The sequence below is a fragment of the Vulcanimicrobium alpinum genome (assembly GCF_027923555.1).
GTDB lineage: Bacteria > Vulcanimicrobiota > Vulcanimicrobiia > Vulcanimicrobiales > Vulcanimicrobiaceae > Vulcanimicrobium > Vulcanimicrobium alpinum.
The window spans coordinates 1,890,860-1,917,715 of record NZ_AP025523.1; the positions used below are offsets into that span (position 1 = coordinate 1,890,860).

Genomic DNA, 26,856 nt, shown 5'->3' on the forward strand with positions numbered 1-26,856 from the left:
TTCGGCGATTTGCCGTGAGACCTGACTCTTGGAGATGCCTGTCATCCCCATCGCCTTGACGAGCTCGTCGACCGAGCGCGTGGAGATGCCCTGGATGTAGGCCTCTTGGATGACGGCGGTGAGCGCCTTCTCCGCCGTGCGGCGCGGCTCGAGGAACGCGGGGAAGTAGCTACCTTTGCGCAACTTGGGGATGCGCAGTCCGATCGTGCCGGAACGCGTCTCCCATTGGCGCTCGCGGAAGCCGTTGCGGGCGTTCTGTCGGCCGGGGCCGCGCTCGCCGTAGGGCAAGCCGCAGAGTTCCTCAACATCGATCTCCATGATCCGCTGCGCGGCGTACTGGAGCATCTCGCGAACGAAGTCGACGTCGCCGCCCTTTTCGACGAGCTCGGAAAGTGCGATACTGGGTTTGGCCATCGTGGATCCCTTTCGGTCGGTTATTTGTTGCAAAAACAACCTTCGCCGAAAGCCACGATGGCCGCTCTCTATGCTACAAGGGCGACCCTCTCATACACCACGGGCCGGGACACGATTCGTTGCGGCGCCGACCGGCGCCGAGAACGCACACAATCCAAGAATCGCGAGAAGGAAACGTCTCAAGAGGCTCTCCGGCTGTGCGGCCCGGTCTTTTGTTGTTGTCTCCTCGCTTCGGCGGGCGAGGGCAGCGTCCTCGGTCGCGTTCGCTCGGTTCGCCGCGTTGTGCGTCAGCGCCGATCGACCGTCGGTTCGAACCCGAGCGCAAGCACGAGAAACGCGTAGCGGTCGGCGACCTCGTCGATGAGTTTCGACGTCGGCTTGCCGGCCCCGTGACCGGCCTTCATCTCCACCCGCAGCAGCACCGGGTTGTCGCAGCCTTGGGCGTGCTGCAGCGCCGCGGCGAACTTGAACGAGTGCGCCGGAAAGACGCGGTCATCGTGATCGCCGGTGGTGATCAGCGTGGACGGATAGCAGACGCCGTCGCGCAGATTGTGATACGGCGAATACGCGAGCATCGTGCGGAAGTCATCGGGATCGTCGGCCGAGCCGTACTCCGACGTCCACGCCCAGCCGATCGTGAAGCGCTCGAACCGCAGCATGTCGAGCACGCCGACCGACGGCAGCGCCGCACCGAAGAGTTCCGGACGCTGCGTCATGCAGGCACCGACCAGCAGCCCGCCGTTCGAGCCGCCGTGAATCGCGAGCTTCGCGGGTGACGTCCAGCCCTCGGCGATCAGATATTCGGCGCCGGCGATGAAATCGTCGAACACGTTCTGACGCTGCGTCTTCATCCCGGCTTCGTGCCACGCCTCGCCGTACTCACCGCCGCCGCGCAGGTTCGCGACCGCATAGATGCCGCCCATCTCGAGCCACACGATGACCGCCGACGAGAACGCCGGCGTCACCGAGATGTCGAACCCGCCGTATCCGTACAAAATCGCGGGCGCGGTTCCGTCGCGCGCGACTCCCCGCTTCGACGTCACGATCATCGGGATGCGCGTCCCGTCTTTCGAGGCGTAGAACATCTGCTCGCTCACGAACGCGTCGGCGTCGTAGGCGAGCTGCGGCGCGAACACGCGCGACGAGAGGCCGCCGGCCAGATCGTAGCGGTAGATCGACGCCGGTTCCGTATAGCTCGTGTACGTGTAGAACGTCTCGCGTTCGCTGCGCTTGCCGCCGAAACCGCCGACGCTTCCCAGTCCGGGAAGCACGACGTCGCGCAGCAGGCGTCCGTCGATCCCGTAAACGCGCACGAACGCGCGCGCGTCGCGCAGATATTGCGCGACGATCGCGTCGCCGAAGAACGATGCCGCATCGAGCGAGTCGTCCGACTGCGGGACGATCTCTCGCACCGCGGCCGCGCCGGGTTCGACGGCGATGATCCGTCCGCGCGGCGCATCGCGGGTGGTCCGAAAGTAAAACGTCGTCGCGTCGTTGGCGAGATACTCGTAGCTCGCTTCGCCGTCGCCGATCAACGCCGTGACCGGCCCGTCGCTCGCGATGTCTTTCAGAAAGACCCGATTGTTGCGATCGCTCCCGCGGGTCGCGTCGATGATCAGGAAGCGGCCGTCCTCGGTCGTGGTCGCGCCGAGGCTCCAGTCTTTGTGATCCGGCCGCTCGTAGACCAGCACGTCGGCGGACTGCGGCGTGCCCAGCCGGTGGAAGTACAGCTTGTGAAAGTACGTCGTGTCCTTGAACTGACGCGCATCCTGCGGCGGCTCGTCGTACCGGCTGTAATAGAAGCCGCTCCCGTCACGCCGCCAGGACGCCGAGGAAAACTTCGCCCAGCGCACGAGGTCCGGAAGATCGGCGCCGGCGGCGACGTCGCGCACGTGCCACTCCTGCCAATCGGAGCCCGAGGCGGAGATGCTGTACGCGAGCCGCGTCCCGTCGTCGCTGAAGGAAGCACCGGAGAGCGCGACGGTTCCGTCGGTCGAGAACGTGTTGGGATCGAGCAGAACGCGCCCGGGCTCTGCCAGATCGCGCGTCACGTACAGCACGGCCTGATTCTGCAGTCCGGTGTTGCGGAAGTACGCGTAGAGGTTTCCCGCCTTCTCCGGCACCGAGCGGCGCTCGTAGTTCCACAGCGTCGTCAGCCGCGAACAGATCGCCGCGCGCTGCGGGACGGCCGCGAGGACGCGCTCGGTCAGGGCGTTCTGCTCCGCGATCCAGCGTTGCGCCGGCGCCGCATCGATCTCCTCGAGCCACCGGTACGGGTCGACGACGTGCGTTCCGAAGTAGTCGTCGACATGGTTGATTCGGGGCGCGTGGGGATACGGCGGGGGCGCCGCGGCGGCCGAGGACATCGGAGGAAAGAACGGCGCGCGGTCCCGCGCCACCTTCACGGCCATGCCGTCGCGGCACGAGATGCGCGTGCGGAGGCCGTCCGAGCGGCAGGCGCCGCGCGGCGCGCACGCCAAACGTATGCCGCGCGGGGGACGTAGCTCAGCTGGTAGAGCGCCTGCTTTGCAAGCAGGATGTCAGGGGTTCGAGTCCCCTCGTCTCCAGAGTCCCCGACGCACCACCAAATGCGTGATTACGTGACGTGTTCCGCGGCGTCGACCGGCGACTCAGCATCGTTTGCGAGCACGCCGGTGGCGTGCAGAATGATGTCGATGAGATCGGCGACGCCCTGTTCGTTCATGATGATGATGTGCGCAGGGCCGTCCTGAACGCCGCGCGCGAGGAGGGTCCATCGTGCCGAGCCGGCGCTGTGGCGCGCGAGGCGAACGGCATGCGATTCGCGGCGCCATTCGACCTGATCGACGGTCTCAGTGAACCATACCGTCGGATAGCGATGTCGAAAGATCGCGTCGTCGAGACGGGCGTTGATCGTGTCCACGAAGACGTGGAAACTCAGTAGCACGAAAGCTCTCTGCAGATACCCGGCAGAAAAAATTGCACCGTGCGCACCGTTCGTTCCTCGGGCTGATCGGTCCGAGCGGGTTCCTCAAAGGTCCCGGCGCCGCGACGTCCGCCGTCCGGACATCGACGCGTACAAGCGGCCGGACGCAACGCGCCCCGGGGGCGTCCAACCCGCTGACGGCGCGAACGTGATGCCGTCGCACCGCGCCGAAGACGCGCCGGAGGAACCGCAGGTGGCCTTAGGACTTTCGCGCTAAGGGCCCGGCCTGGTGGGTCGTCGCCGGCCGGTCCCTCGGCGGCTAGAATGGCATGGGTGATTGACGTGAGGTTCCGTGCGTAGACTCGTTTTTGCCGTTTTCGTCGTCTTCTGCGCGGCAGGGACGACCTGGCCGCCTGAAGCGCTCGCGTCCCAGAAATCGGACGCCTACCGGGCCACGGTCCTGAGCGATCATCCGCTGGCGTACTACCGCCTCGACGAACGCTCCGGCAGCGTCGCGCACGATTCGTCCGGACACCATCTCGACGGAACGATCGGTGCGCACGTGAAGCTCGGCGCGCCGCCGGTGATCGCGGATGCCGCCTCGTCGATGGAATTCTCAGGCGCCGACACGTCGTCGGGCGCCGAAGACGTTCGCATCCGCGGGAACTCGCGCTTCCAGGTGACGAAGAACGTGACGATCGAAGCGTGGGCGCTGCCCTTTACCATCAGCGTGCACGGCAAGAACGCCGGCGACATTACGATCGCGGCGTACGGCCGCGACGATGCGCCCGACAAGCAGCACTGCCGCTACGCGCTCGAACTGGACGCTCACAGCCACGTGTGGCATTTCCCTGTTGTCGCTAAAGGAAAGCGTACCGATCCGATTCCCGTGCGGGGCGTTCACAGCCTGCTCACGTGGCTGGCGCAGCCGTTCCAGGGCGACTCGGTCGAAGCACGCGAACTGTATGCGGGAGATCAAACGGACGGCAATCCCCCCAACGTGCGCGAGCGCTATCACCTCGTCGGCACCTACGACGGAGAGACGATGCGTTTCTACGTCAACGGAAAGCTGAGCAACGCGATGCACGTGAAGGGACTGATTTTTGGCTACGGAGCCCACGACGGGATGGGGATCGGCGGCGAGTTCGTCGACCGCAATGCGGTCTTCTTCGGTCGCATCGGCGAGGTTGCCGTGTACGATCACGTGCTGACGGCCGACCAGATCCAGCGCCACTACGAAGCGGGGATCGCGACACCGGTCCCGACAGCGGTAACGCGGCTCAGCCGGCGATGAGGGCCGAGGCGGCCCCGCACACGACGGCGATGGAGCACGTGCGAGGAAGCGCGGCGGTCCTCGCGACGCTCGCCGGACTCGTCCTCGCGGCGCTCGCCGTTCGCCTCATCGCTCTCGCGTGGCTGGGCTCGCCGCTGATCGATATGGACGGTGCGAACTTTGCGCGCACCGCCGAGAATCTCGCACACGGATATGGCTACATCGGGATCCGCGGCACGCCGAACTCGGTGCACGTCTCGATCTTCCCCGCGATCGTCGCGGCGCTGGTCTGGATCGGGATCAGCGCCGAACGCGCCGGGATCATCGTCTCGCTCGTTGCCGGGTCGCTGCTCGTCGTCCCCGTCTACGCGATCGCGTCCCGCCTCGCCGGGACGCGCGCCGCGATGGTCGCGGCCGGGATCGTCGCAATCAACCCGATCGCCGTCGCGACCTCCGTGACGCCGCTCGCCGATTCGCTCGCATTCACCCTTGCCGTCACCGGGCTGCATGCGTTCCTGCGTTCGCGCGAGAACCCGCGCTGGGCTCTCGCGGCCGGCGCATGGTTCGGCCTCGCGTATTGCACGCGCAGCGAGACGATCGTCTACGCGTTCGTTGCACTGTGCGCCGTGATGCTCGCCGTGCGCACGCAGCGCGGCAGCGCACTCCGGCGCGCCGCGGCGTTGGCGGTGGCCTTCGCCGTCTTCGCCGTGCCGTACGCGGTCGTCATCTCGCGCGCGACCGGTCACGCCCGGATCGATACCAAGTCCGCCGTCAACTACGCCCTCGCCGAGCGCATCGCCCAAGGCATGTCGTACGATGAGGCTGCCGACGGTCTCGGCCCCGGGCTCCGCGAGGACGGCGCGGAACTCGGCGCCGGATTCTATGCGACGCACCCCGGGATCGGCGACCCGCCCCTGCGCGCGCGGCTCGCCCTCGCGGTACGCGGTTTCCGCAGTCAGGTCGCGCGGATCGGGCGGGCCCTGCTCTCGTTCAATTTCGGTACGCCCCTCTTTGCCGCGTTTGCGCTGGCCGGGCTCGTACGAGGCCTGCGCCGTCCAGGGGTTCGCGGCGTGTACGGGATCGTCGGCGCGATCGCCTCGCTCGACCTCTGCGGACTGCTCACCCTGCAGCACTTGTGGCCGCGGTATGTCGCGCCGTTCGTCCCGCTCTTCGCGATCCTCGCAGCCGAGCCGCTCGACGCGCTCGTCGCCCGCTTCAGCGAGCGAACGACGCCCGGGATCCGGCGCGGGGCCGTCGTGCTCGGGCTGATCGTCGTGACCGCGTATCTCGGTCTCTCCGCGCACCGGCTCAGCGCCGAGACCGTCGACGCGACGCTCGCGCGCCGCGCCGCCGCATGGCTCGACGCCGACGCGCCGGGACCGAAATTGATCATGGCGGTCGGCAACGAGGTCGCGTTCTACGCCCACGGCGATTGGATGCCGCTGCCCTACGCGAACTCCGCCGAGACGCTCGCTTACGTCCGCGGGAAGCGCCCGACGTATCTGCTGCTCGAAGGGTCGCGCACAGCGGCGCGACCGTACCTCTCCGCGTGGCTGCGCGACGGCGTCCCCGATGCGTCGGCACACTTCGTCAAAGACTTCGGATCGGGAGCGGACCGTCTGGCGATCTATGCGTGGAACGCGAATGCCGCCAGCGCCGTCGCGCCGCCGGCGCGCATCCCCGAGCCGCCGGCCGACGATGCCGTGGTTCGCGCGTCACGGGTGCTCTGGTCGGCGCCGCCCGGCTCGCTGCCCACATCGGCGACGCACGATTCGGTCGACGTGCTGACGGCGCACAACGACGTCGGCCGCCTGGGTTGGAACGATCGCGAACGGAGCCTCACGACGGCGAACGTCGCCTCGCGCGCGTTCGGAAAGCGGCTGGAACTTCCGATCGACGGACAAAGCTACGGACAGCCGCTAATCGTCACGGGGGTCGACGTCCCGGGCCTGGGCCGCCGCACGCTGCTGATCGCGGCGACGGAACGCGACAGCGTGTACGCCTTCGACGCTGACAGCGGTGCGAAGCTGTGGGTGCACACGTTCACCGGATGCTGCGGCGCCGCCCCGGCACCGTTGCAGATGCTCACCGATACGCCGTGCGAATCGGTGAAGCCGGTCGTCGGCGTGTCGTCGGTGCCGGTCGTCGACCGCCGCACCGGTACGCTGTACGTCGTCGCGAAGACGATGACGCGCCGCGGAAAGGACGTGACGTTTCACAGCACGCTGCACGCGCTCTCGCTGGCGACCGGCGCCGATCGTCTGCGGCCGGCTGAGATCCGCGGACGCGCATCGGTTTCGCTGCGGGGCGTCTTCGCGCCGGATCACGCGTTCCGCCACAGCGTGCGCCGGCTGCTCCCCGGCGGCGGGACGGCGACCTTCGATCCGCGCGCGCAGTACAATCGACCGGGGCTGCTGCTCGCGAACGGTCTGCTCTACATCGGCTTCGGTTCGCACTGCGACGTCCAGTCGTCGCACGGCTGGGTCTTCGCCTACCGCGCCGCCGATCTGGCGCAGGTCGGCTCCTTCGCGACGACCCGAGACTGGAACGACGAGAACCTCGGCAGCGTGTGGCAGGCGGGTTTCGGGATCACCGGCGACCGTTCAGGCGACGTCTACTTTCTGACCGGCAACGGACCGTTCAACGCGGACGAAGGCGGCCGCAACTTCGGCAACTCGCTGATGAAGCTCACCCCCGATCTCGGACGCGTCCTCGACTACTTCACGCCCTACACCCAGCGCGAACTGCAGGAAAACGACGCCGACTTCGGCGGGGGCGGGATGATCGCGCTCCCCGACGGCACCGGGCCGCATGCGCATCTGGGAGTCGTCAGCAGCAAAGTGCGCGCGATCTTCCTTATCGATCGCGATCGCCTCGGGCGTTATGTGCCGCGCGGTCCCGACCGCGTGCTGCAGACGATCGGCGACAATCACGACGACACGCACTGGTGCATCGGCACGTGCGGCGGCCCGGCGTACTACGCCGGCCCCGCAGGCGAGTACGTGTTCAACGTGTGGGCGCTCGACGCGCTGCGAGCCTACCGCCTCGACCGGCAGCGCGAGCGTCCGAAGCTGGTCGAAGTCGCGCATTCGCCGAACGTCTTTCCCGGCTCCGGCGGGTCGATCCCGAGCGTCTCGTCGAACGGACGGCTGCCCGGAACGGGAATCGTCTGGAGCTTGACCCGTCCCAACATCCGCGACGTCGCGACCAAGCCGATCGAACTCTATGCATACGATGCCTCCGACGTCTCGCACGTGCTCTATCACGGTGACGTCTCGCTCTGGCCGAACAAAGTCGGACACCCGTTCTTGACGCCGACGATCGCCAACGGCCGCGTCTACGTCGGCGGGGACCACAGTATCTCGGTCTTCGGTCTGCGATGAGGATCGCGCTCGCGGTGCACAAACGAGCCGCGATACGTGCAGCGATCTTCAGCCTCGTCGTGAGCGCTCTCGGGGCGACGGCGTCAAACGCCGCGATGCAGATGACGCCGGCGAACGCGAACGAATCGGCGCTCGCCGCGCGCGCGGACGGGACGTTCGCCGCTGTCCCCGAGGTGCACGGACGCACGAAGACGTTCCGGCTCGTCGCCCGGGAAGCGCAATGGACGCTGCGCTCGGGCGTCACCGCCGCGGCGCGAACCTACAACGGCGTCGTCCCCGGTCCGACGCTCGTCGTGAATCAAGGCGATCGCGTCGTCATCGACTTCACCAACGAGCTCGACGTCCCCGACACGATCCATCTGCACGGCATCCACGGCGCACCGCCGGAGATGGACGGCGTCGCCGGGATCTCGCAGCCGCTTGTGGCGCCGCACGGCACCTTTCGCTACGAGTTTACCGCGAACGAAGACGGAACGTTTCTCTATCACAGTCACAGCAACGAGGCGGTGCTCGATTCCGGACTCTACGGCGGGATCATCGTCGAACCGGCGCACCCGCGCGCAGTCGAGCGCGGGCTCAGCGGTGATTACCTCGAAATCCTCTCAGCCTGGCAGCTCGGGGGCGGTCCGGAAGATCATTTCACGATCAACGGCAAGGAGTATCCGGAGACCCGGCAGATCGAGGTCCGCCGCGGCGACCGCGTTCGCATCCGGTGGATCAACATCTCGTCCGAGAACGAACACACGATGCATTCACACGGACATGATCAGCGTGTGATCGCCCGCGATGCGCGTCCGGTCCCCGATGGTGACGTCGAAGATACCGTGATGATCGGCCCCGGCCAGCGCGTAGACGTGGTCGTCACGGCCGACGCAATCCCCGGGACGTGGATCGTGCACTGTCATTTTCTCGACCACACGCAGGATCAACAGGGGATGCCCTCCGGTCTGATCACCGCCCTCCACTATCGCGGGACGCCCAACGTGTTCGCCGCGATGGATGAATCGATGCGGATCGACATGCCGGCGATGATGCAGCCTTCGATGCACGGTGCGCCGCAGGCGGCGCCGTTCCGGCCGTCGCGCCGCGTGCTCCTTGCGCTGATCGTCGCGCTCGCGGCGGCGATCTGCGTCGGAGTGCTCGCAGTCCGGCGGCTGCGCGCCTCGCGCCGACGCATCCTCGCCGCCGAGCGCGGCCGGAGACTCCGCAGACCATGAACGCTCGTATCGCCGTCGCGCTCATCCTGACCGTCGTCGCGACGGCCGCCGCGATGTGGGCGCGACCCGATCGCGCTCGAGCCTCCGCCGCGGCGACCGATTATCTGACCTTCCACTACGACAACGCGCGGCTGGGCTGGAACCCGCGCGAGTCCGTGCTCACGACGAGCAACGTGAACTCGCGCACGTTCGGCCTGAAGTTCCGAATCCCGGTCGAGGGACAGGTGTACGCGCAGCCGCTGTACGTGCACGGCGTCGCAATCCCCAACCGCGGAACGCACAACGTACTGATCGTGGCGACGCAGCGCGACGTCGTCTACGCGTTCGACGCCGACACGGGAGAACGGCTGTGGATGCAGCGCGTCGCCGGCTGCTGCCGCGCGGAGCCCGTCGACGTGTCGTACATCGGCGACTGCCACGTCTCGCCGAAGATCGGCATCTCGTCGACGCCGGCGATCGACCGCGCCTCCAATACGGTGTTCGTGGTCGCCAAGGCGATGCGCAGCGAGGAGGGACGGATGACGTTCCACCATTCCCTGCACGCCCTCGCGCTCGATACCGGACAGGAACGACGAGAACCGGCCGAGATCACCGGGACGACGACGCTCACGAACCGCGGCGTGTTCACGCTCGGCCCGACCTGGAAGCACAGCCTGCGCCGCCTGCTCGGCAATACGCTGCGATTCGACCCGCTGGTGCAGTACAGCCGCACGGGAGTGCTGCTGAGCAACGGCATCCTCTACTTCGGCTACGGTTCGCACTGTCACGATCCGCAAGCGCACGGCTGGGTCTTCGCCTATCGCGCAAGCGATCTGAAGCAAGTCGGCAGCTTCGTCACGCTTCGTGATTGGCAAGCCGTCAACGGCGGCGGCGTGTGGCAGGGCGGCTTCGGGATCAGCGCCGACGACGGCGGCAACCTCTACCTCACCACGTCCAACGGTCCGTTCAACGCGAACGACGGCGGCCTGAACTACGGCGACAGCGCGCTCAAGATGTCGCCGGATCTGCGCGTGCTCGACTCGTTCACGCCGTACACGCAGGCCGAACTCGAAGCGAACGCAGCCGATTTCGGCGGGAGCGGGATGCTGCTGCTGCCCGCGCAGCGCGGGGCTTTTCCGCACCTCGCGCTCGCGGCGAGCAAGGTGCGCGCCATCTTTCTGCTCGACCGCGATCACCTCGGAGGGTACACGCCGGGCGGTCCGGACAAGATCCTGCAAGTCATCGGCGACGAGCATGACAACACCGTGTGGTGCATCGGCACGTGCGGAGGACCTGCGTACTACGACGGCCCGACGGGGCAGTTGATCTTCAACGCCTGGGCGCAGGACGCGCTGCGCGCATATCGTCTGGTGACCGGCAGCGGACGTCCGCGGCTCGTCCCCGCCGGCCAGTCGCGCAACACGTTCCCCGGCTCCGGCGGTGCGATTCCGACCGTCTCCTCGAACGGCAAGACACCGGGGACCGGGATCGTGTGGGTGACGACGCGGCCGAACATCAACGAGGTCACGACCCGGCCCGTCCAACTGCTCGCCTACGATGCGACCGACCTCTCACGCATCCTCGTGACGGAGCCGATCGGCTTGTGGCCCAACAGTCACGGTCACCCGTTCCTCTCGCCGACGGTCGTCAACGGCAACGTCTACGTCGGCGGCTACGACAGCGTCTTCGTGTTCGGCCTGCGGGCCGGCGCGAGCGTCGCTCGGACTGCGCGGCGCTGAACTTTACGCAAATCGGACGTTCGCGCGGCCGGCCGAACGAATCTTTGACGCCAGGACACTAGCAACGGCGAGCGCGGCCCGTCATACTTTGACTGATGGAGCAGCAATATCGCGGGGGCTTTTGGATCTTTCTCATCGCCCTCGTCGTGATGGTCGCCGTTGTCGTGTTCCGCGTCGACTTGGTGTTGGAAGCCGCGGCGCAGCTGCGGCACTTCAGCGGCGCAATCACCCAGCCGCGCTGACCCTCGCGCGATCCCGTTGAGGGCCGCGGCCGTAAGCTCGGATCGTCACGAGCCGGCGAGCAAGGATAGCGATACGCACCTTGCTCTCCTCGCTCAGGGCGCCGGCGACGAGCCGTCGATCATCGGCCGCATCTCGCCGAGGAATTTGTCCGTGTTGTGAATGCTGCGCAGGACCACGACGATCGCGTCGGAGGGGAATCCGGACTCCAGCGTGATCGTGTATCCGCAGAACACGTCGGCGGTATCGTCGGCTCCCCAAAAGAGAAAATTGTCGTCGCTGTACCGGAGCAGCATCCGCATCAGCCCGGGACCGTTACGCGCGCGATCGAGGTTGACGTAGCCGCCGTTGTAGTGCGGATAAATGCGGAAGCCGAGCGTGTCGGATTTGGTCACGCTGATCACGATCTCGAGTGACTCCGCGTTCTTTAGCCCGGCGGTCATCGACCCGACGAAGTTATACGGGTTCTTGGTACTCTGGCGAAAGGTCACGTTGACGTCGCTGCGGGCGCCGGCGGACGCCAGCGTCGTCCGCAACTGCTCGCGCGTGTCATCGCGGTCGGCACGCGCAACCATCGTGAGCGACAAAAACGCGAACAGGAGCGCAACGGCCGTCCTCATGCCTGCCTCCCTTACTCGGCAGGCTGCAGGAACTCCGCTTCGAGCGGGGCGGATCCGAACAGGACCGCCCCGCCCTAGCCCGGAATGGACGTCGGCCGCCCGGGGGGATTAGCTCAGTTGGTAGAGCACCTGCATGGCATGCAGGGGGTCAGGAGTTCGAGTCTCCTATCCTCCACAACGACGTCTGAAGCGCGCGATCACTTCGCCGACTCGTTGATGTAGTAGTCGTGCTGGTTGTTGATCGACGTATTGCCGTTGGAGATGACGTCTTCTTTTGAGGTGCCGGTGCCCAGCAGCAAATACCCCGTCGCAAAATATTTCGGTCCGGTGTAATAGTTGTCGCTGACGTGGTTGTTGCTGAACGCCGTGATCGCGGCACCGATGACCTCGATGCCGTTCTGGGCGATATACGCGACCGGCCCGGCGCCGATGACGGTATTGCCGGTCATGGCAACGCTGCCGCCGTTGACGACGGCCGTGCCGTTCTTCTGATACGCCCTCAGCGTGTTTCCGGTGAGCATGGCGTTGCCGCCCGTCTGATAGTACGCGATGCCGGTCTGCACGCCGTTCGGCGAGTACACGCCGGAGGAGTGATTCCCCGTGTTCTGAACGGCTGAGTTCGCCACCGTGAGGTTCGCGGCCGAATCGTTGAAGATCCCGTAGTCGTCGGCGTCGGTCACCGTTGCAGAGGTCACGGTGACTCCCGGCGCCTTACTCCCAACGTACACATCGATGTTGCAACCGTGTGCGTCGACAGATCCGGTTACCGTCGCACCGGCGGTTGCCACGAGCGCCGCCGTCTGCGTCCCTTTCGTGCTCGTCACGACCGAGGTACACACGATCGACTGCGGGGAGCGCAAACCGCTCGCGGCCTGCGATGCGTTCGTCGCCCGCGGCGCGACGTTCGCACCGCCGGAACATGCGCTCGACCCAGCTACGAGCACGAGCGAAAAGACCGAACGCTTCATGACCGACCCTCCATCATCCAAGTCACGCGTGCGATCGCGTTGATTTTTCGAGAGGCTATCACGGAACCGCCGAAACGAGGAAGGGCCGAAAGGCTCAGGAGGTTTGGGCCACCGCGTAGCCGTTCTTTCCGGCATTTTTCGCCCGGTACAGCGCGGCGTCGGCACGAGCGAACAAAGTGCCGGCATCGACGCCGTCTTCGAGCAGCGCGACGCCGATCGAGGTGCCGATGCGCACCTCCGTTCCGTCGATCGCGAACGGTCGCGTCATCGCCGCGATGACGTGGCTCGCAAGCGTCTCCGCATCGTCGCGCGAGCGCGCGTGCGGCTGCAGGATGACGAACTCGTCGCCGCCGACGCGCGCGATAGTGTCGCTGGCGCGCAGCGTCTCCGTGAGCCGCTGTGCGACCAGCCGCAGCAGCGCGTCGCCGGCGAGGTGGCCGAGTCCGTCGTTGACCGCCTTGAACCCGTCGAGGTCGAGGTAATGCAGCGCGACACCTTGGCCGTACCGGCGCGCCGCGCTGATTGCCTGCCGCAGCCGTTCGCCGAGCAGCACGCGATTCGGCAGATCCGTCAATTGATCGTGCCTCGCGAGATGGTCGAGGCGCTCTTGCTGCAAACCGCGCTCGACCGCCGACCCCGCCAACGCCGACATGAGCCGGACGAAATCGCGATCCTCGCTCGTCCACGACTCCGCGTGCGGGTCGACGTCGAAGAGCACCAGCGTCCCGTAGTCGCGGCCGCCGACGGTCACGCCGGTCGCGATCGCGCTTCGCCACGGATAGGTCACGTTGAGCGGATCCCCGGCCCACGTCCCCGTCCGCAGATCCTCGACGGCGACGACTTCTGAGGACGCGAACGCGAAACGGCTCAGCGTCTCCTCCAGCGGCGCGCTGAAGCCGACCGGCAGCGAGCCCGGAGGGTTGTATGCATACCGTACCGTCATCATGCCCTCGCGCACCTCGCAGACGAAACCGCACAGTAGGCCGAGCGACTCGCAGCCCAGCCGCAGCGCGTCCACGATCTGCTCGGCCGCCGATTTTCCCGCCGAAGACGCAACCAGGTACAGGTCGCGCGTGCGCTGCGCGAGCAAATCGCCGCGAGCTCGGAGCTGCTCGCGCTCGGTGACGTCGCGGACGATCGCGTACGCGCCTTCGACGCGTCCCGCGGCGATGATCGGAACGGCGCGCACATCGACCTGCAGCACCACGCCGGAATTGCAGCGTATCCGCGAGCGGAACGCCGCCGCTTCGCCGGCGGCGACGCGGTCCATCTGTTCATGTACGGCCGCCAGCGTTTCCGGGAGCATGACGACATCGAGCGGCTTTCCTATGACCGTTTCCGCCGGAAAGCCGGTAACGCGTTCGAACGCGACGTTGACCGCGACGCAGCGCCGCTGCTCGTCGAGCACGATCACCGGATCCGCCTGCTGTTCGAAGAGCGAGCGAAACCGCTCGCTGCTGTGGACGAGCGCCGCCTCGGCGGCGCGTAGCGCCGTCAGATCCTTCGCCGTCCCGAAGACTCCTTCGACGGTGCCGTCGACGACGATCGGCGAAAGCGACGCCAGCACATCGATACGCCGCCCGTCCGCGCCGACGAACACCGTCTCGAATTCCACCGCGCGGCCGGCGAGCGCGATGGCGAGATTTCCCGCGACTTCGTCGTGGCAATCCGGGGCGACGTGCACGGTGTAGGATGCGCCCGCGAGCTTGCCGCGGCGATAACCGAACAGTTCGGCTGCAGCGCGGTTCCCCTCGACGAGATTCCCCTGCGTGTCGTACACCGCCGCCGGGTCGGCGGCGAATTCGAAGAGCGAACGAAACCGCGAACGGCTCGCGGCGAGCGCCCGTTGCCCGTGCTCGTATCCGCGCAGCACCGGGTTCAAGAACGCGAGCCAATAGAGCGCACCCAGGGCGACGCACACGAGGGCCCCGGCGAGCGCGGCGGTCTGCAGCGCGACGATCGCGGCCGAGGCCCGGGCGGCGCGGGCGTTCGTGACGGCTTCGAAGCGCGCGAGCAGCGGGTCGCGCAACGCCTGCACCTCGGCGTAGGCGCCGCCGTCGTGAGGATCGCGCAGCACGCGTTCCGCCGCCGCTTGATACCGGACGCCCTCACGCGCAGTCGGCGTGAGGCCGTCGCTGCCGCGTTCGCCGACGAGCGTCTCGGCGTCGGCGAGCAGGTGCGTCCGCGTCGCTTCGAACTCAGCGATGGTCGCGCGCAGGAGCGCGCGATCGTTCTCCGTCGCCGTCCCCGCGTGCAGCTTCTCGACGAACAGCGCGATGCGCTGGGAGCGCGACCGCTGACGGCCGCTGTCGTTGACGGCGTCCGAGACGTGACGGCTCCGGCCCGCGAGCAGACCCACCAGCGCGATCTCCAGCGCGACGATCGCGATCAGCACGATGCTTGCGAGCAGCGCGCGTCGTCGCAGCACGGCCGTCCGCACGACGTTCATGTCGGGAGTATCGACCGTCGCGTGCGGCGAATCATTCCCGCGCGGAGGGCGCTGGGCCGTCGCGGCACGGAACGTGTCGAGGAACGTCCGGGCTCCATCGGGCAGGGTGCAGGATAACGTCCTGTCGGGGCAACTCGAAGGAAAGTGCCACAGAAACATACCGCCGTGCCGAGTTCGTCTCGGAACGGCAAGGGTGAAATCGTGCGGTAAGAGCGCACGGCGTTCCGCGGTGACGCGGGCGCGGGTAAACCCCACCTGGAGCAAGACCGCTCGATCGCGTGCGTTCGCGCACGCTCGCCGGCCCGGCGAAACGAGCAACGTCGCACCGAGGCCCGCTGTGAAGCGTGCCCCAGAGAGATGACGGCCACGATCCCTCGGGATCGACAGAATCCGGCGTACAGGCGTCCTCCGCAAACCAACCGAACGATCCCGGCGCATGAAGCTGGCGCTCTGGCGCGCATGCGCGGTCGCGCTTTCGACGATGCTGCTGATCCTGCTCTCTTTGAGCGCGATCGCGGCCGTCGTTGCCAACGCGTCCCCCGGGTTCTCGGGGACGAACGAACTCGCCCATCCCGGCTCCGTGATCGTCGAGCAGATCACCGATCCTGCTGCCGTCCAGCCGCCGCTCCATCGCGGCGACCGGGTCGCGCTCGCCGATCGGTCGTTGCCGAACCGGCTGCGGTTCGCGCAGGGGCGCCCCGGCGACCGGTTCGCCCTGACCGGCACCGGCGCCGACGGCACGCCGTAGAACGCCGATCCTGCGACCTGGGTCGCGACGATCACCGGCTTCGCCTTCGCGCTCGTCGCGCTGGTCGTCGCCGTCCGCCGTCCCGCGGACCCGCTGGCGCGCACCCTCACCGCCCTGCTGCTCTCACTCGGCGGATTGTTCGTCTCGTTTCTGCCGTGGAAGCCCGAATGGTTCACCGCGGTGCAGATGCTGCTGACGCGCTTCTGTCAGATTTTCTGCGCGTACGCTGCGCTCTCGCTGGCCGTGATCTTCCCATATCCCAGCGAACGCGGCGTTCGCGCGCTGCTGCGGCGCGCGAACCCGATCGCGTTTGCGATCGGGCTGGCGATGGTCTACTGGGGCACGATCTCCCTGGTACTGCTGCTGCGGCCGTTGCCGACCTGGTACAACCCGCTCGGCTTGACTGTCACGCTGGCGTATTTCACCGCGATCACGATCGCGTTCGTCGTCGCCGGACGCGGCGCGCGCGGGGCCGATGCGAAGCGGCTCAAGTGGGTCGGCTACACGCTGGCCCTCGGCTTCTCGGGATCGCTGATCGAAACGCTGCAGTTCGCGCTGCGGATCCCGATTTTGCCGTGGGAATACTGGCTGGGCTTGACGCTGCTCGCGATCCCGCTCGGCCTGGGCTACGCGATCGTACGTCACCGCGTCGTCGACATCGGCTTCGTCGTCAACCGCGCGCTGGTGTTCGGGTCGCTCTCCGTCATCGTGGTCGCGGCGTTCATGGTGCTCGAGTGGACGCTCTCGACGGTCGCGATGCGGATCTCGCACCTCACCTCGACGTCGCTGGAGCTGGCGCTGGCGCTGGGGTTGGGATTCTCGATGCGCAGCCTGCACGCGCGCGTCGACCGTTTCGTCGACGATCTCTTCTTCCGCGACCGTCACGAAGCCGAGCGTGCGCTGCGGACGCTCGCGCGCGACATCGCGTACGTCAGCGACCCGCAGGTCGCCGTTGCGCGCGTGCAGGCCGAGGTCGCGGTGCGCTGCGGCGCGACCGGCGCCGCGATCTACGTCGCCGACGCCGCGCGCGCACTGCGCGTCGACCCGGGCTCCGGCGGCCCCGCGCCCGCGGTCGGTATCGACGATCCGGCGCTCGTGCGCATGCGCGCGACCCGCACGTTCGTCGAACTGCGCCGGGTCGACAGCGCCCTGGCCGGCGATTTCGCGTTTCCGATGCTCGTCCGCGACACGGTGACGGGGATGCTCGTGCTGGGTTCGAAGTCGAACGGCGAGGCCTACGCCCCCGACGAGCTCGCGACGGTCGAGACCGTCACGATGGCGCTGGGAAACGCGCTCGACGCGCTGCAGACCGCGGCGCTCAGGCGGGAGGTCGCGCGCGTCCTGCACGACGGCGGGATCGACGGCTTGCGCGGGATGGTCGAGCCCGCGCGCTGGGCGCGCGGCACCGGTACGCAACCGACGGGGCCGCTCGCAGGTCTCGGAGAATAATGTCCACCGTGGCGCACTTTTCCAAAGACATGACCGTCGAGCAAGCGTTTAAGACGCATGCCGGCGCGCGGCGCGTGTTCGCACGCTTCCATCTCGGCGGCTGCTCGAACTGCGCGATCAGCGAGACCGAGACGATCGAACAGGTCAGCGAAGGCTACGGCATCCCGCTCGGCCTGCTGATGGACGACCTCGAGAAGCTCTTCGAGCAGCCCTCGCTCGACGTCGGCGACGTCGTGAAGCTGCCCGACGAGATCCGCACCAAGATTCCGCAGCTCGCGACGGTCCCCGAATTCGGCCGGGTCACGGATTTCGCCGCCGGCGCCTACACGGTCGAGTTCGGCGACGTTCGCCTTCAGGGCCTCGCCGAAGATTTCATCAAGGTCGACCCCGCGACCGTCCCGGCCTAGTCACGCCGAGCCTTCGGCGTACTCCGGCCCGCTGATCCTCGGCGGGCCGCCTGCGTTTGGGCCGGACGTTAGAGCGGCTTGCGGTCGACGAAGGATTCGTCGGTGCCGTGCCAGTGGGCGAGTTCCCGTTCTCCGGCTTTCCAGCACAGATAGACGGGGCGCCCGTCCCGCATCGACGGAAAGTCCAGCAGGCCCAGGTCGAGGTCTTTGACCACGCAGCCGTGCGCCTCGATCCGGTTGATCAGGCGGACGATCTCGGCCTTGAGCTCGGTGAACGCACGCGAGCGCCGGCGGTCGCGGGTCGCATCCGACCGCCCCGCGCGCAACGCCGGATCGGTTTCCAGCAGGCGGATCGCCAGGTCGCGGCGCTTCCCCCACAGCTCGTCGAGCAGCGGTTCCAGGACCGGGATGAGGGCGTTTGCTTTCTCAGCCGAAAAGAGCTTCATCTATGCGCCGTCTTGTCATCGTAACGGGGCTGTCGGGCGCGGGCAAGAGTCAGGCGATGAAATCGTTCGAGGACTTTGGGTTCGCATGCCTCGACAACGCGCCGCCGGTGTTCGCGCGGTCGTTCGCCGCGCTCGCGGAGCACGCGGGGATCGACGACGCAGCGCTCGCGCTCGACGTCCGCACCCTCGGTCCGTTCGGTGACGCCGTCGACGCGATCGAGGAACTCGCGCGCCACGGCAACCGCCCCGACGTGCTGTTCCTCGACGCCGAAGACGAGACGCTGATCCGCCGTTACAGCGAGACGCGCCGGCGCCACCCGTACGGCGACGGCGTTGCCGGTCTCGCAGAGGCGATCCGGACCGAACGAGCAGCGCTCGTTGCGCTTCGGGACCGCGCCGATTACGTCTGGGACACGAGCCGGCTCACGCTGGGCCAGCTCAAGGACCGCATCGGAACGACGTTCGTCGGTCCCGACGCGCGCCGGCTGCGGATCGCGATCGTCGCGTTCGGATTCAAGTACGGGATCCCGCTCGACGCCGATCTGCTCTTCGACGTGCGGTTTCTGCCGAACCCGAATTACGTCGAAGACCTGCGCGCGCTCACCGGCGCCGACGCGCCCGTCGCCGCCTATCTCGAAGCGATCCCGGAGACCGAGACGTTCCTGCAGCACCTCTTCGGCCTGCTGGCATTTCTCGTGCCGCACTACGAGCGCGAAGGAAAATCCCAATTGACCCTCGCGATCGGCTGCACCGGCGGCCGCCACCGCAGCGTGTACCTGGCGCGGCGCACGTTGCGCTATCTGCGCGAGACGACCGGGGCGCTGACGACGTTCGATGCGCGAGACGTGAACCGATGAGCACCCGCATGCGCCGCTCGCTGAACCTTTGGCGCTGGCTGATCCCCGGCCTGCGCGTGAAGCGCTGGCTGCTGCTCGCGCTGATCGGCGCGACGCTGTTCGTCAACGGGCTTTCGCGGTATCTGACCGATGAAGGCTACTCGCTGAGCATCAACGAGATGGTCGACACGGTCGTCTCGGAGTTCTTCCCGCCGGGCTACCTCTCGTGGATCTTCATGGTGCTGGGCGTGCTGCTCGTCGGGCTGGGCATCTGGCGCTGGCTCAACGCGATCGTGACGGCGGTGACGCCCGAGGGTTCGAGCCGCGTCCTCGACGCGATCATGGAACGCCGTCTCGAGAGCGGGTACCGCATCGTCGTCGTCGGCGGCGGCACCGGTCTCTCGACGATGCTGCGCGGGCTCAAGCGGGTGACGACGAATCTCACCGCCGTCGTCACCGTGAGCGACGACGGCGGTTCGTCGGGCCGGCTGCAAAAGGAACTCGGCGTGCTGCCGCCCGGCGACATCCGCAACTGTCTGGTCGCGCTCGCCGACGACGAAGCCCTGGTCACCTCGCTCTTCCGCTACCGCTTCTCCGAGGGCGAAGGGCTCACCGGACACTCTTTCGGCAACCTGTTTTTGGCCGCGATGACCGGGATTACCGGGAACTTCGACGAGGCGATCAAGGTGTCGAGCCGCGTCCTCAACGTGAAAGGACGCGTGCTTCCGTCGACGCTCGCCGTCGCGCGGCTCTGCGCGAAGCTCACCGACGGCCGCATCGTCGAGGGCGAGTCGCAGATCCCGCAGGCGCGCGGCACGATCGAGCGCGTCTACCTCGAACCGGCGTATGCCGCGCCGCTGGCCGACGTAATCACCGCGATCCGCGAAGCCGACGCGATCGTCCTCGGACCGGGCTCGCTCTACACCTCGATCATGCCGAACCTGCTCGTCGATCGCGTCGCGCTCGAGATCGAAGCGGCCAGCGCCGTGAAGATCTACGTCTGCAACGTGATGACCCAGCCGGGCGAGACCGACGACTACACCGCCGCACGCCATGTGCGGGCGCTCACCGACGGGGCGGGCGCGCGCGTCTGCGACGTCGTGATCGTCAACGACGAGCTGCCGCGCAAACTGCGCGACCTCTACGCCGAAGAGGGTCAGGTTCCGGTGCAGGTCGACGAAGCCGAACTGCGCGCACTGGACGTGCGCGTGGTGCGCGCCGCAGTGATCAGCGAAACCGAGACGGTCCGCCACGACCCCGAGCGGCTCGCCGACGTCGTCATCGGGATTGTCGACGAAGCCGTCGCGACGCGCGCGTCGTACGTGCGCTTTCGTCAGAGCACCACGCCGACGACGCCGAGCGCTCCGAGCCCCGCGACCTAACCGCCGCCCGTCACGCGGAGAGCATCGTCAGCGCGATCGCGCGCGCCGCGGCGGCGCGCAGGTTGGGCGCGGCGTCTGCCATTGCCGCCTCGAGCGTCACCGGACCGGTGACGATGGGAACGCAGGCGACGCCGCGTTCGCGTAACGCACGTTCCGCCGCGAGGTCGACGCTGCCGCCGAACGCGATGACGGGGACTGCCGCAGACCGCGCGAGCGCCGCGACGCCGTCGACGACCTTCCCGCGCAACGTCTGGTCGTCGATGCGCCCCTCGCCGGTCAAACACCAATCGGCGCCGCGCAGCGCCTCGCCGAGGCCGCGAACGTCGGCGACCAGCATCACGCCGCGGCGCAGGCGCGCTCCGCAGACGCTCGCGAGGCCCCAGCCCAGCCCGCCGGCGGCGCCCGCGCCGGGCATCTCCCGCAAGTCGGTCGCCGTCGCCGCCTCCAGCGCGCGCGCCAGCCGCGCGAGCACGCCGTCGAGAAACGCGACGTCGGCGTCGCCGGCGCCCTTTTGCGGTCCGTAGACCGCGGCGGCGCCCTGCGGCCCGAGCAGCGGGTTGTCGACGTCGCACGCGATCGCAAGATCGATGGCGCGGATGCGCGCGTCGAGGCCGCCAAGGTCGATGCGCTCGACGTCCGCAAGCGCAGCGGGTTCCGGTTCCAACGGCGCTCCCGCCGCGTCGAGGAAACGGACGCCGAGCGCGGCGAGCGCGCCGGCGCCGCCGTCGGTCGTCGCGCTCCCGCCGATCCCCAGCACGATGCGGCGCGCGCCGGCGTCGAGCGCGTCGCGCAGCAACTCGCCGGTGCCGAAGGTCGTCGCGCGGCGCGGATCGAGCGCGCTTCCTGCGAGCACGAGCCCCGACGCCGCCGCCATCTCGATCACCGCCAGGTCTGCGTCGATCGCGTACACGGCGTCGACCGGCGCGCCCAGCGGTCCGCGCACGCGCACCCGGCGCGGCAGCGCGCCGGCAGCGAGAAACGCATCGACGGTGCCGTCGCCGCCGTCCGCCATCGGGATCAGCGTGCACTCCGCGCCGGGGACGACGTCGTGCACGCCGGCGCGCAGCGCCGCGGCGACCTGCGCCGCGTCGAGACTCCCTTTGAATTTGTCCGGCGCGATGACGACGCGCACGCGCGCTACGGTTTGCTCAGCGGGATGTCGACGGTGATCGTGTCACCGAGCGCGATGCTGCCGGAATACGCGGGGTTGGGCCGCACGCTGTAGCCTTGCGGCGCCTGCGCCTGGACGGTGTACTGGCCGGCCGGGATATTGGGGATGCGGTACGTGCCGTCGGCGCCGGTCGTCGCGCTGAGGATCGTGAACGTCGTCACCACCACGCCCGCAACGGGCTGGTTCGTCGCGATGTCGTACGCGCGGCCGCGAATCGTCCCGTAGTTCTGCGCCGGCGGCACCTGCGGGGCACCGCACGCCGCCAGCGCGGCGAGCGACGCAGCGGCCAAAACGAAGCGGGCGCGTGAGGTCCTCACTCGCCCGCCGTTGGGTTCGGCACGCGCCGACACCTGCTGGGCGGCGTCAGGCCGGAACGACGCCCTCTTCCGCGTCCTGGCGATCCAAGTTTTCGATCTTCTCCTCGAGAAGCCAGCGATTGGCCTCGTCGCGCCGCGATTCCGGGACGCGCGCTTTCAGCCACGCCAGGATCTCGTCGTCGGTACGCGCGTTCTCGAGCGCCGCGTCGAACATCCGCGAGGTGATCCCCCAGCGGTCGAAGACGCCGCGATCCATCGGGCACGGGTAGATGTAGTCGAAGATCGTGCCGTCCCGGGACGCTCGCGCTTTGTCGAACACCCGAGCCAGCCAAAGGTAGCCGTCGAGCGCCTCGCGCCCGCGACGCGGGAAATCACCGTGACGAAAATCCGTAGCCATCGTCTCCCTCTCCAGAGCGTCTCGCCTCTGTTTTGACGCAGGCAGCGCCTCCGGAGTTGCGGAACGCCGACGGGCTATGGCGATGACCCAACCGCGCCCCGTCTCCGGCCTGACCTACTTCGAAAACGCGCTCGACGCGGTCGGACGGACCCCGCTGGTGCGCCTGCACCGCGTGCTCGACGGCGCGGCGTGTCTCGTTCTGGCGAAGGTCGAGTACGTCAATCCCGGCGGTTCCGTCAAGGACCGGCCGGCGGTCGCGATGATCGAAGACGCCGAAGCACGCGGGATCCTCAAACCCGGCGCAACGATCATCGAGGCGACCTCCGGCAACACCGGGACCGGCCTCGCGATGGCGGCGGCGATCCGCGGCTATCGCTGCATCCTCGTGATGCCCGACAAGATGTCGAAGGAAAAGATCGATCTGCTCAAGGCGTACGGCGCCGAGGTCGTCGTCACGCCGACGAACGTGCCCAACGACTCGCCCGAATCATACTACGGCGTCGCGAACCGGCTCACCGCGGAGATCCCCGGCGCGATTCAGCCCGATCAGTGGCACAACGCGCAGAACCCCGGCGCGCACTACGCGACGACGGGCCCCGAGATCTGGGAGCAGACGTCGGGAAAGATCACGCACTTCGTGAGCGGGATGGGGACCGGCGGAACGATCTCGGGCACCGCCCGATTCCTGAAAGAAAAGAATCCGGCGATCGTCGTCGTCGGGGCCGATCCCGAAGGTTCGATCTACAGCGGCGATACGCCGAAGTCGTACAAAGTCGAGGGGATCGGGATGAGTTATCTCCCGCAGACCGTCGATATGCGCGTCATCGATCGCATCCTGCGCGTGACCGACAAGGAGAGCTTCCTAATGGCGCGCCGCATCACGCGCGAAGAGGGGCTGCTCGTCGGCGGCTCGTCGGGGACCGCGGTCGCGGCGGCGGCGCGCATCGCGAAAGAACTCCCGGCCGACGCGATCATGGTCGTGATGATGCCCGACTCGGGCCGCGGCTACATGTCGAAGATCTTCAACGACGAGTGGATGCACGCCAACGGATTCCTCGAGGACGATCGCCGCAAGGACACGGTCGGCGACGTGCTGCGCACGAAGCAGCCGCTGCCGCCGATGATCGTCGTGAGCGAAGAGCAGACGGTGAAAGAGGCGCTCGACCTGCTGCGCCGCTATGAGATCTCGCAGCTCCCGGTGATGCGCGGCAACGACGTCGTCGGCTCGATCAACGACGTCGCCGTGATGCAGGCCGTGTTCGATCACGCGGACATCATGCACAAACCGGTCGTCGAGGTGATGGGCCGTCCGTTCCCCGCGCTCGAGCACGATTCCGAGGTCGGGATGGCGTACAAACTGCTCACGATGGCAAACCACGCAATCGTCGTCACCGAAAATGCGCGTCCCGTCGGCGTGGTGACGCGCCAGGACGTCATCTCGTTCCTCTCGGCGCAGACCGCCGGATGAGCGGCGAGATGGACTTCGCGACGCGGGCGATCCACGTCGGCCAGGATCCCGATCCGACAACGGGCGCGACGATCGTCCCGATCTACGCGACGTCGACCTACACTCAGGAGGCGGCCGGCAAGCACAAGGGCTTCGACTACTCGCGCACCGTCAACCCGACGCGCGTCGCGCTCGAAAAGCAGTTGGCCTCGCTCGAGGATGCCCGCTTCGCCTCCGCGTTCGCGTCGGGAATGGCGGCGACATCGGCGGTCATGAACCTGCTCTCGTCGGGCGATCACGTCATCGTCACCGAGGACCTCTACGGCGGAACCTACCGGCTCTTCTCGCGCGTGCTGGTGCGCTACGGCCTGGAGTTCAGCTACGTCGACATGACCGATCCCGCCGCGGTCCGGGCGGCGATCAAGCCCAACACCAAAATGTTCTGGATCGAGACGCCGACGAATCCGCTGCTGCGCCTGATCGATATCGCGGCGATCGTCGCGCTCAAGCCCTGCGGGACGCTCGTCACCGTCGACAACACGTTCGCGACGCCGTACTTTCAGTCGCCCCTCGCGCTCGGCGCCGAGATCGTCGTCCACTCGACCACGAAGTACATCGGCGGGCACTCCGACGTCGTCGGCGGCGTCGCGATCACCGACGACGCGTCGATCGCCGAGACGATCGCGTTCCATCAGAACGCGGTCGGCGGCGTCCCCGGACCGTTCGATGCGTTTCTGACGTCGCGCGGCGCCAAGACCCTGGCCGTGCGGATGCGCGAGCACGAGCGCAACGCGCATGCCGTCGCGGCGTTCCTTGAAGAACGCGACGACGTGGCGCGCGTATTCTATCCCGGACTGCTCTCGCATCCCCAGCACGAGCTCGCGAAGCGGCAGATGCGCGGCTTCGGCGGGATGGTCTCGTTCACGCTGCGCGGACCGGAGTCGCGCGCGCTCGAGACCGCCAAGCACACGCGCCTCTTCTCGCTCGCCGAATCGCTCGGCGGCGTCGAGTCCCTGATCACGCACCCCGCCCGCATGACGCACGGATCGATCCCCAAAGAAGATCGCGAACGGCGCGGAGTCGGCGACGGCTTGCTGCGGCTCTCCGTCGGACTCGAAGCAGCGCGCGACCTGATCGCCGATCTGCGCCGGGCGCTCGACGCGACGATCACGCTCGCCGGGATTGCCGGGACGAGCAACGGCGCCGGCGATGCTTCGCATCCCGAACGCATCCCCGCCACCCAGAGCGAGGGCGCACCGACCTCATAGCCGGAACGCATTTTCATCGCACGCTCACCGAATTGCCAGCAAATCCCACGCGGGCGTGCGCTACGCTGACGCTATGAAATTATCGCTCCCCGTCCTCGCGCTCGTCTTCGCGACCGGATTCCCTCTCGCGGCCTCGGCTCAGCAGAGCAGCGCGGCGGAGAACGGTCCGCCGCCCGAAGTCCACGCCCAAATGCAGCAGGCTCGCGACAACGCCAAGACCGCGGCCTTCAACGATCTCTCCGCCGCCGATCGCGCCAAAGTGCAAGCCGTGATCGACGCGGTCAACAACGGTCAGCAGACCGACCTGCGCGCCGCGGCGCAGCAGATCGACGCCGCGCTCACGCCGGCGGAAACCACCGCCGTTCTCGCCGAGCGCACCAAAATGATCGCCGCAATCCGTGCGGACATCGCCGCGATGCCGAACGCTCCCCAGGGCGGTCCGCAAGGCGGTCCGCCGCCGGGCGCCCGGGCCCACACCGCGTCCGCCGGCCGCTTCCTGCTGATGCTGGGCGTGAGCCGCGAGAAGATGCGCGAACTGCGCCACGCGCAGCAGCCTCAGGCGCCCACCAAACCGCAGTAACCGTCCCTTCCCGCAACGCCGGGCTCGTGTACGCGCGGGTCCGGTGTTGTCGTTTCTCAGCCGCGGTCGAGGACGGCCGCGAGCGCGGGGAGCGAGATCTCGTAGCGGTAGCCGACGTTGCGATGATCGTCGTCGAACTCTTCGTGCCTTACGTCGAGGCGGAGGTCGCGACAGCGCTCGGTGAAGACGCGCGCGCCGATGTCGAGACCGTACTCGTCGCACCGGCCGCAATCGAGATAGCGCAGCCGCAGGCGCGCGAGCGCATCGCGGCCGGCCGCGACGCGTTCGCACGGATCGAACGCCAGCCAGCGCGCGAAGACGTCGTCGCGCAGCGCGCCGGTCTTCGCGTCCCACGGCAGGTCGATCGCCCAGCGCTGCGCCGCCGCCGGCGAATACGCGGCCGCGTAGCCGAGCATCTCAATCGTCGCGTAGAAGTGCTGCGGCCGCTTCGGCCGCGCCTCGAACGCCTCGACGAACGCCTCGAGCGACGCGAACCCCTCGAGCGTCCGCTGCGCGGCGGGGAACGACGGCAGGTGCGCGTAGCGGAAGTACGCGTCGCCGCTGTGCGATGCGAACGCGGCGAAGGTCCCCGGATACGCGAGCGACAGGTGCAGGGCGCCGAAGCCTCCCGAGGACTTGCCGAAGACCGCGCGGCCGCCTTCATAGGGGATCGTGCGGTAACGCGCGTCGACATGGCCGATCGCGTCGCGCACCGTGTAGGTGGCGTAGTCGCCATTGTGGATCGAGTCGACGTACTGCGATCCGCCTAGGCGCGTGAAGCCGTCGACGATCGCCAGCATCGCGGCCGGCATCCGTCCCTCGGCGATCAAGCGGTCGTGCCATTGCACGACGTTGAACTCCCATTTGCGCGACGACACCAAGGCGCCGACATCGCCGGTGTAGCCGTGCAGGCAGTACAGCACCGGATACCGCACGGAGCCTTGGGCGTCGTAGCCGGGCGGCGTGTACACCGCGAGCGGACGTTCCGACGGATCGCCGAGCGGGTTTCCCCGCAGTGCGGGGCTGTCGATGGTGTCGACGTGCAGCGTTCCGCGCAGGCCGAGCAGGTGCGAGAGTTCGTTCACGGGACGGCGAAGGCGTTCGCATGAGCGCTTTTCGGGGCCTTCGTGGGGCGCTGGCGACGGTCGTCGCGTGCGCGCTGCTGCTCGCGTTCCCCGCGTCCGCCGCCGCCGCCCCGTCGTTTGGTCATGCGATCGTCAC

Annotated in this window: 22 protein-coding genes, 2 tRNA genes, 1 other RNA gene and 2 pseudogenes; 16 read left to right on the forward strand and 11 right to left on the reverse strand. The window is 67.9% G+C overall.

Translation table 11 applies throughout. The features are described 5' to 3' along the window. Together WPS_RS09745 and WPS_RS09750 are read right to left on the reverse strand one after the other, a co-directional pair. Positions 1–414, reverse strand: a pseudogene (locus WPS_RS09745) (transposase); the annotation flags it as partial. Positions 415–701: 287 nt separating this feature from the next. After that, on the reverse strand, positions 702–2,780 hold the full coding sequence (locus WPS_RS09750) for a prolyl oligopeptidase family serine peptidase (protein ID WP_317994313.1): 2,079 nt from the start codon (positions 2,778–2,780) through the stop codon (positions 702–704). Positions 2,781–2,908: 128 nt separating this feature from the next. On the opposite strand from WPS_RS09750, the gene WPS_RS09755 reads away from it, so the two are divergent. Continuing rightward, positions 2,909–2,981 (forward strand) — tRNA-Ala (locus tag WPS_RS09755). Between the two features lie 29 nt (positions 2,982–3,010). Here the strand turns inward: WPS_RS09755 and WPS_RS09760 are convergent. Further along, on the reverse strand, positions 3,011–3,340 hold the full coding sequence (locus WPS_RS09760) for a hypothetical protein (protein ID WP_317994314.1): 330 nt from the start codon (positions 3,338–3,340) through the stop codon (positions 3,011–3,013). Between the two features lie 331 nt (positions 3,341–3,671). Between WPS_RS09760 and WPS_RS09765 the strand changes: the two genes are divergently transcribed. The 5 genes from WPS_RS09765 to WPS_RS09785 all read left to right on the forward strand — a co-directional run bounded on the left by WPS_RS09765 (position 3,672) and on the right by WPS_RS09785 (position 11,152). After that, on the forward strand, positions 3,672–4,613 hold the full coding sequence (locus tag WPS_RS09765; RefSeq protein WP_317994315.1) for a LamG-like jellyroll fold domain-containing protein: 942 nt from the start codon (positions 3,672–3,674) through the stop codon (positions 4,611–4,613). Continuing rightward, positions 4,610–7,975, forward strand: a complete 3,366-nt coding sequence (locus WPS_RS09770; protein WP_317994316.1) for a glycosyltransferase family 39 protein — start codon at positions 4,610–4,612, stop codon at positions 7,973–7,975. The genes WPS_RS09765 and WPS_RS09770 overlap by 4 nt, the downstream gene beginning before the upstream one ends. Beyond that, complete coding sequence (locus tag WPS_RS09775; protein WP_317994317.1) at positions 7,972–9,192, forward strand: multicopper oxidase family protein; 1,221 nt, start codon at positions 7,972–7,974, stop codon at positions 9,190–9,192. The genes WPS_RS09770 and WPS_RS09775 overlap by 4 nt, the downstream gene beginning before the upstream one ends. Further along, positions 9,189–10,910, forward strand: a complete 1,722-nt coding sequence (locus WPS_RS09780) for a PQQ-binding-like beta-propeller repeat protein (protein WP_317994318.1) — start codon at positions 9,189–9,191, stop codon at positions 10,908–10,910. Before WPS_RS09775 ends, WPS_RS09780 begins: the two co-directional genes overlap by 4 nt. Before the next feature lie 95 nt (positions 10,911–11,005). Then, entirely contained in the window at positions 11,006–11,152 is a 147-nt protein-coding gene (locus WPS_RS09785; protein ID WP_317994319.1) for a hypothetical protein, read from the forward strand. Positions 11,153–11,245: 93 nt separating this feature from the next. On the opposite strand, the gene WPS_RS09790 is transcribed toward WPS_RS09785, so the two are convergent. Next, positions 11,246–11,770 carry a hypothetical protein gene (locus WPS_RS09790; protein WP_317994320.1) on the reverse strand — a complete coding sequence of 175 codons (525 nt, stop codon included), beginning with the start codon at positions 11,768–11,770 and terminating at the stop codon, positions 11,246–11,248. 102 nt (positions 11,771–11,872) lie between these two features. Between WPS_RS09790 and WPS_RS09795 the strand changes: the two genes are divergently transcribed. Next, a tRNA-Ala gene (locus WPS_RS09795) sits at positions 11,873–11,945 on the forward strand. A gap of 22 nt (positions 11,946–11,967) precedes the next feature. On the opposite strand, the gene WPS_RS09800 is transcribed toward WPS_RS09795, so the two are convergent. Beyond that, positions 11,968–12,558, reverse strand: a complete 591-nt coding sequence (locus WPS_RS09800) for a hypothetical protein (protein WP_317994321.1) — start codon at positions 12,556–12,558, stop codon at positions 11,968–11,970. Between the two features lie 274 nt (positions 12,559–12,832). Continuing rightward, positions 12,833–15,187 carry a diguanylate cyclase domain-containing protein gene (locus WPS_RS09805; protein ID WP_317994322.1) on the reverse strand — a complete coding sequence of 785 codons (2,355 nt, stop codon included), beginning with the start codon at positions 15,185–15,187 and terminating at the stop codon, positions 12,833–12,835. 43 nt (positions 15,188–15,230) lie between these two features. On the opposite strand from WPS_RS09805, the gene rnpB reads away from it, so the two are divergent. From rnpB to WPS_RS18185, 4 genes and pseudogenes are all read left to right on the forward strand, one after another. Beyond that, positions 15,231–15,601: RNase P RNA component class A (rnpB, locus tag WPS_RS09810), an RNA gene on the forward strand. A 22-nt stretch (positions 15,602–15,623) separates the two neighbouring features. Further along, on the forward strand, positions 15,624–15,935 hold the full coding sequence (locus tag WPS_RS09815; protein WP_317994323.1) for a hypothetical protein: 312 nt from the start codon (positions 15,624–15,626) through the stop codon (positions 15,933–15,935). 135 nt (positions 15,936–16,070) lie between these two features. After that, positions 16,071–17,384 (forward strand): hypothetical protein, encoded by a 1,314-nt coding sequence (locus WPS_RS09820; protein WP_317994324.1) that lies wholly within the window; start codon positions 16,071–16,073, stop codon positions 17,382–17,384. Next, positions 17,384–17,590, forward strand: a pseudogene (locus tag WPS_RS18185) (DUF1858 domain-containing protein); the annotation flags it as partial. The gene WPS_RS09820 and the pseudogene WPS_RS18185, both read left to right, overlap by 1 nt. 269 nt (positions 17,591–17,859) lie before the next feature. Here the strand turns inward: WPS_RS18185 and WPS_RS09830 are convergent. Continuing rightward, complete coding sequence (locus WPS_RS09830) at positions 17,860–18,237, reverse strand: DUF2203 domain-containing protein (RefSeq protein WP_317994326.1); 378 nt, start codon at positions 18,235–18,237, stop codon at positions 17,860–17,862. A 2-nt stretch (positions 18,238–18,239) separates the two neighbouring features. Between WPS_RS09830 and rapZ the strand changes: the two genes are divergently transcribed. Beyond that, positions 18,240–19,094, forward strand: a complete 855-nt coding sequence (rapZ, locus tag WPS_RS09835; RefSeq protein ID WP_317994327.1) for an RNase adapter RapZ — start codon at positions 18,240–18,242, stop codon at positions 19,092–19,094. After that, on the forward strand, positions 19,091–20,455 hold the full coding sequence (locus WPS_RS09840) for a gluconeogenesis factor YvcK family protein (RefSeq protein WP_317994328.1): 1,365 nt from the start codon (positions 19,091–19,093) through the stop codon (positions 20,453–20,455). Before rapZ ends, WPS_RS09840 begins: the two co-directional genes overlap by 4 nt. A 10-nt stretch (positions 20,456–20,465) precedes the next feature. Here the strand turns inward: WPS_RS09840 and WPS_RS09845 are convergent, their stop codons facing one another. Genes WPS_RS09845 through WPS_RS09855 form a run of 3 tightly spaced genes read right to left on the reverse strand, consistent with a single transcriptional unit; the run spans position 20,466 to position 22,340 of the window. Then, positions 20,466–21,587, reverse strand: a complete 1,122-nt coding sequence (locus WPS_RS09845) for a glycerate kinase (protein ID WP_317994329.1) — start codon at positions 21,585–21,587, stop codon at positions 20,466–20,468. Positions 21,588–21,592: 5 nt separating this feature from the next. Then, positions 21,593–21,943 (reverse strand): carboxypeptidase-like regulatory domain-containing protein, encoded by a 351-nt coding sequence (locus WPS_RS09850; protein ID WP_317994330.1) that lies wholly within the window; start codon positions 21,941–21,943, stop codon positions 21,593–21,595. A gap of 46 nt (positions 21,944–21,989) precedes the next feature. Beyond that, positions 21,990–22,340, reverse strand: a complete 351-nt coding sequence (locus WPS_RS09855; RefSeq protein ID WP_317994331.1) for a DUF5069 domain-containing protein — start codon at positions 22,338–22,340, stop codon at positions 21,990–21,992. A 109-nt stretch (positions 22,341–22,449) separates the two neighbouring features. On the opposite strand from WPS_RS09855, the gene WPS_RS09860 reads away from it, so the two are divergent. The 3 genes from WPS_RS09860 (at position 22,450) to WPS_RS09870 (ending at position 25,635) form a co-directional block, all read left to right on the forward strand. Continuing rightward, positions 22,450–23,808 (forward strand): cystathionine beta-synthase, encoded by a 1,359-nt coding sequence (locus WPS_RS09860; RefSeq protein ID WP_405054951.1) that lies wholly within the window; start codon positions 22,450–22,452, stop codon positions 23,806–23,808. Continuing rightward, positions 23,805–25,055 (forward strand): cystathionine gamma-synthase, encoded by a 1,251-nt coding sequence (locus tag WPS_RS09865; RefSeq protein ID WP_317994333.1) that lies wholly within the window; start codon positions 23,805–23,807, stop codon positions 25,053–25,055. The genes WPS_RS09860 and WPS_RS09865 overlap by 4 nt, the downstream gene beginning before the upstream one ends. Before the next feature lie 73 nt (positions 25,056–25,128). Continuing rightward, positions 25,129–25,635 carry a hypothetical protein gene (locus tag WPS_RS09870; protein WP_317994334.1) on the forward strand — a complete coding sequence of 169 codons (507 nt, stop codon included), beginning with the start codon at positions 25,129–25,131 and terminating at the stop codon, positions 25,633–25,635. Positions 25,636–25,691: 56 nt separating this feature from the next. Here WPS_RS09870 and WPS_RS09875 read toward each other — a convergent pair whose 3' ends face one another. After that, complete coding sequence (locus tag WPS_RS09875) at positions 25,692–26,720, reverse strand: alpha/beta hydrolase (RefSeq protein ID WP_317994335.1); 1,029 nt, start codon at positions 26,718–26,720, stop codon at positions 25,692–25,694. Positions 26,721–26,856 lie beyond the last annotated feature (136 nt).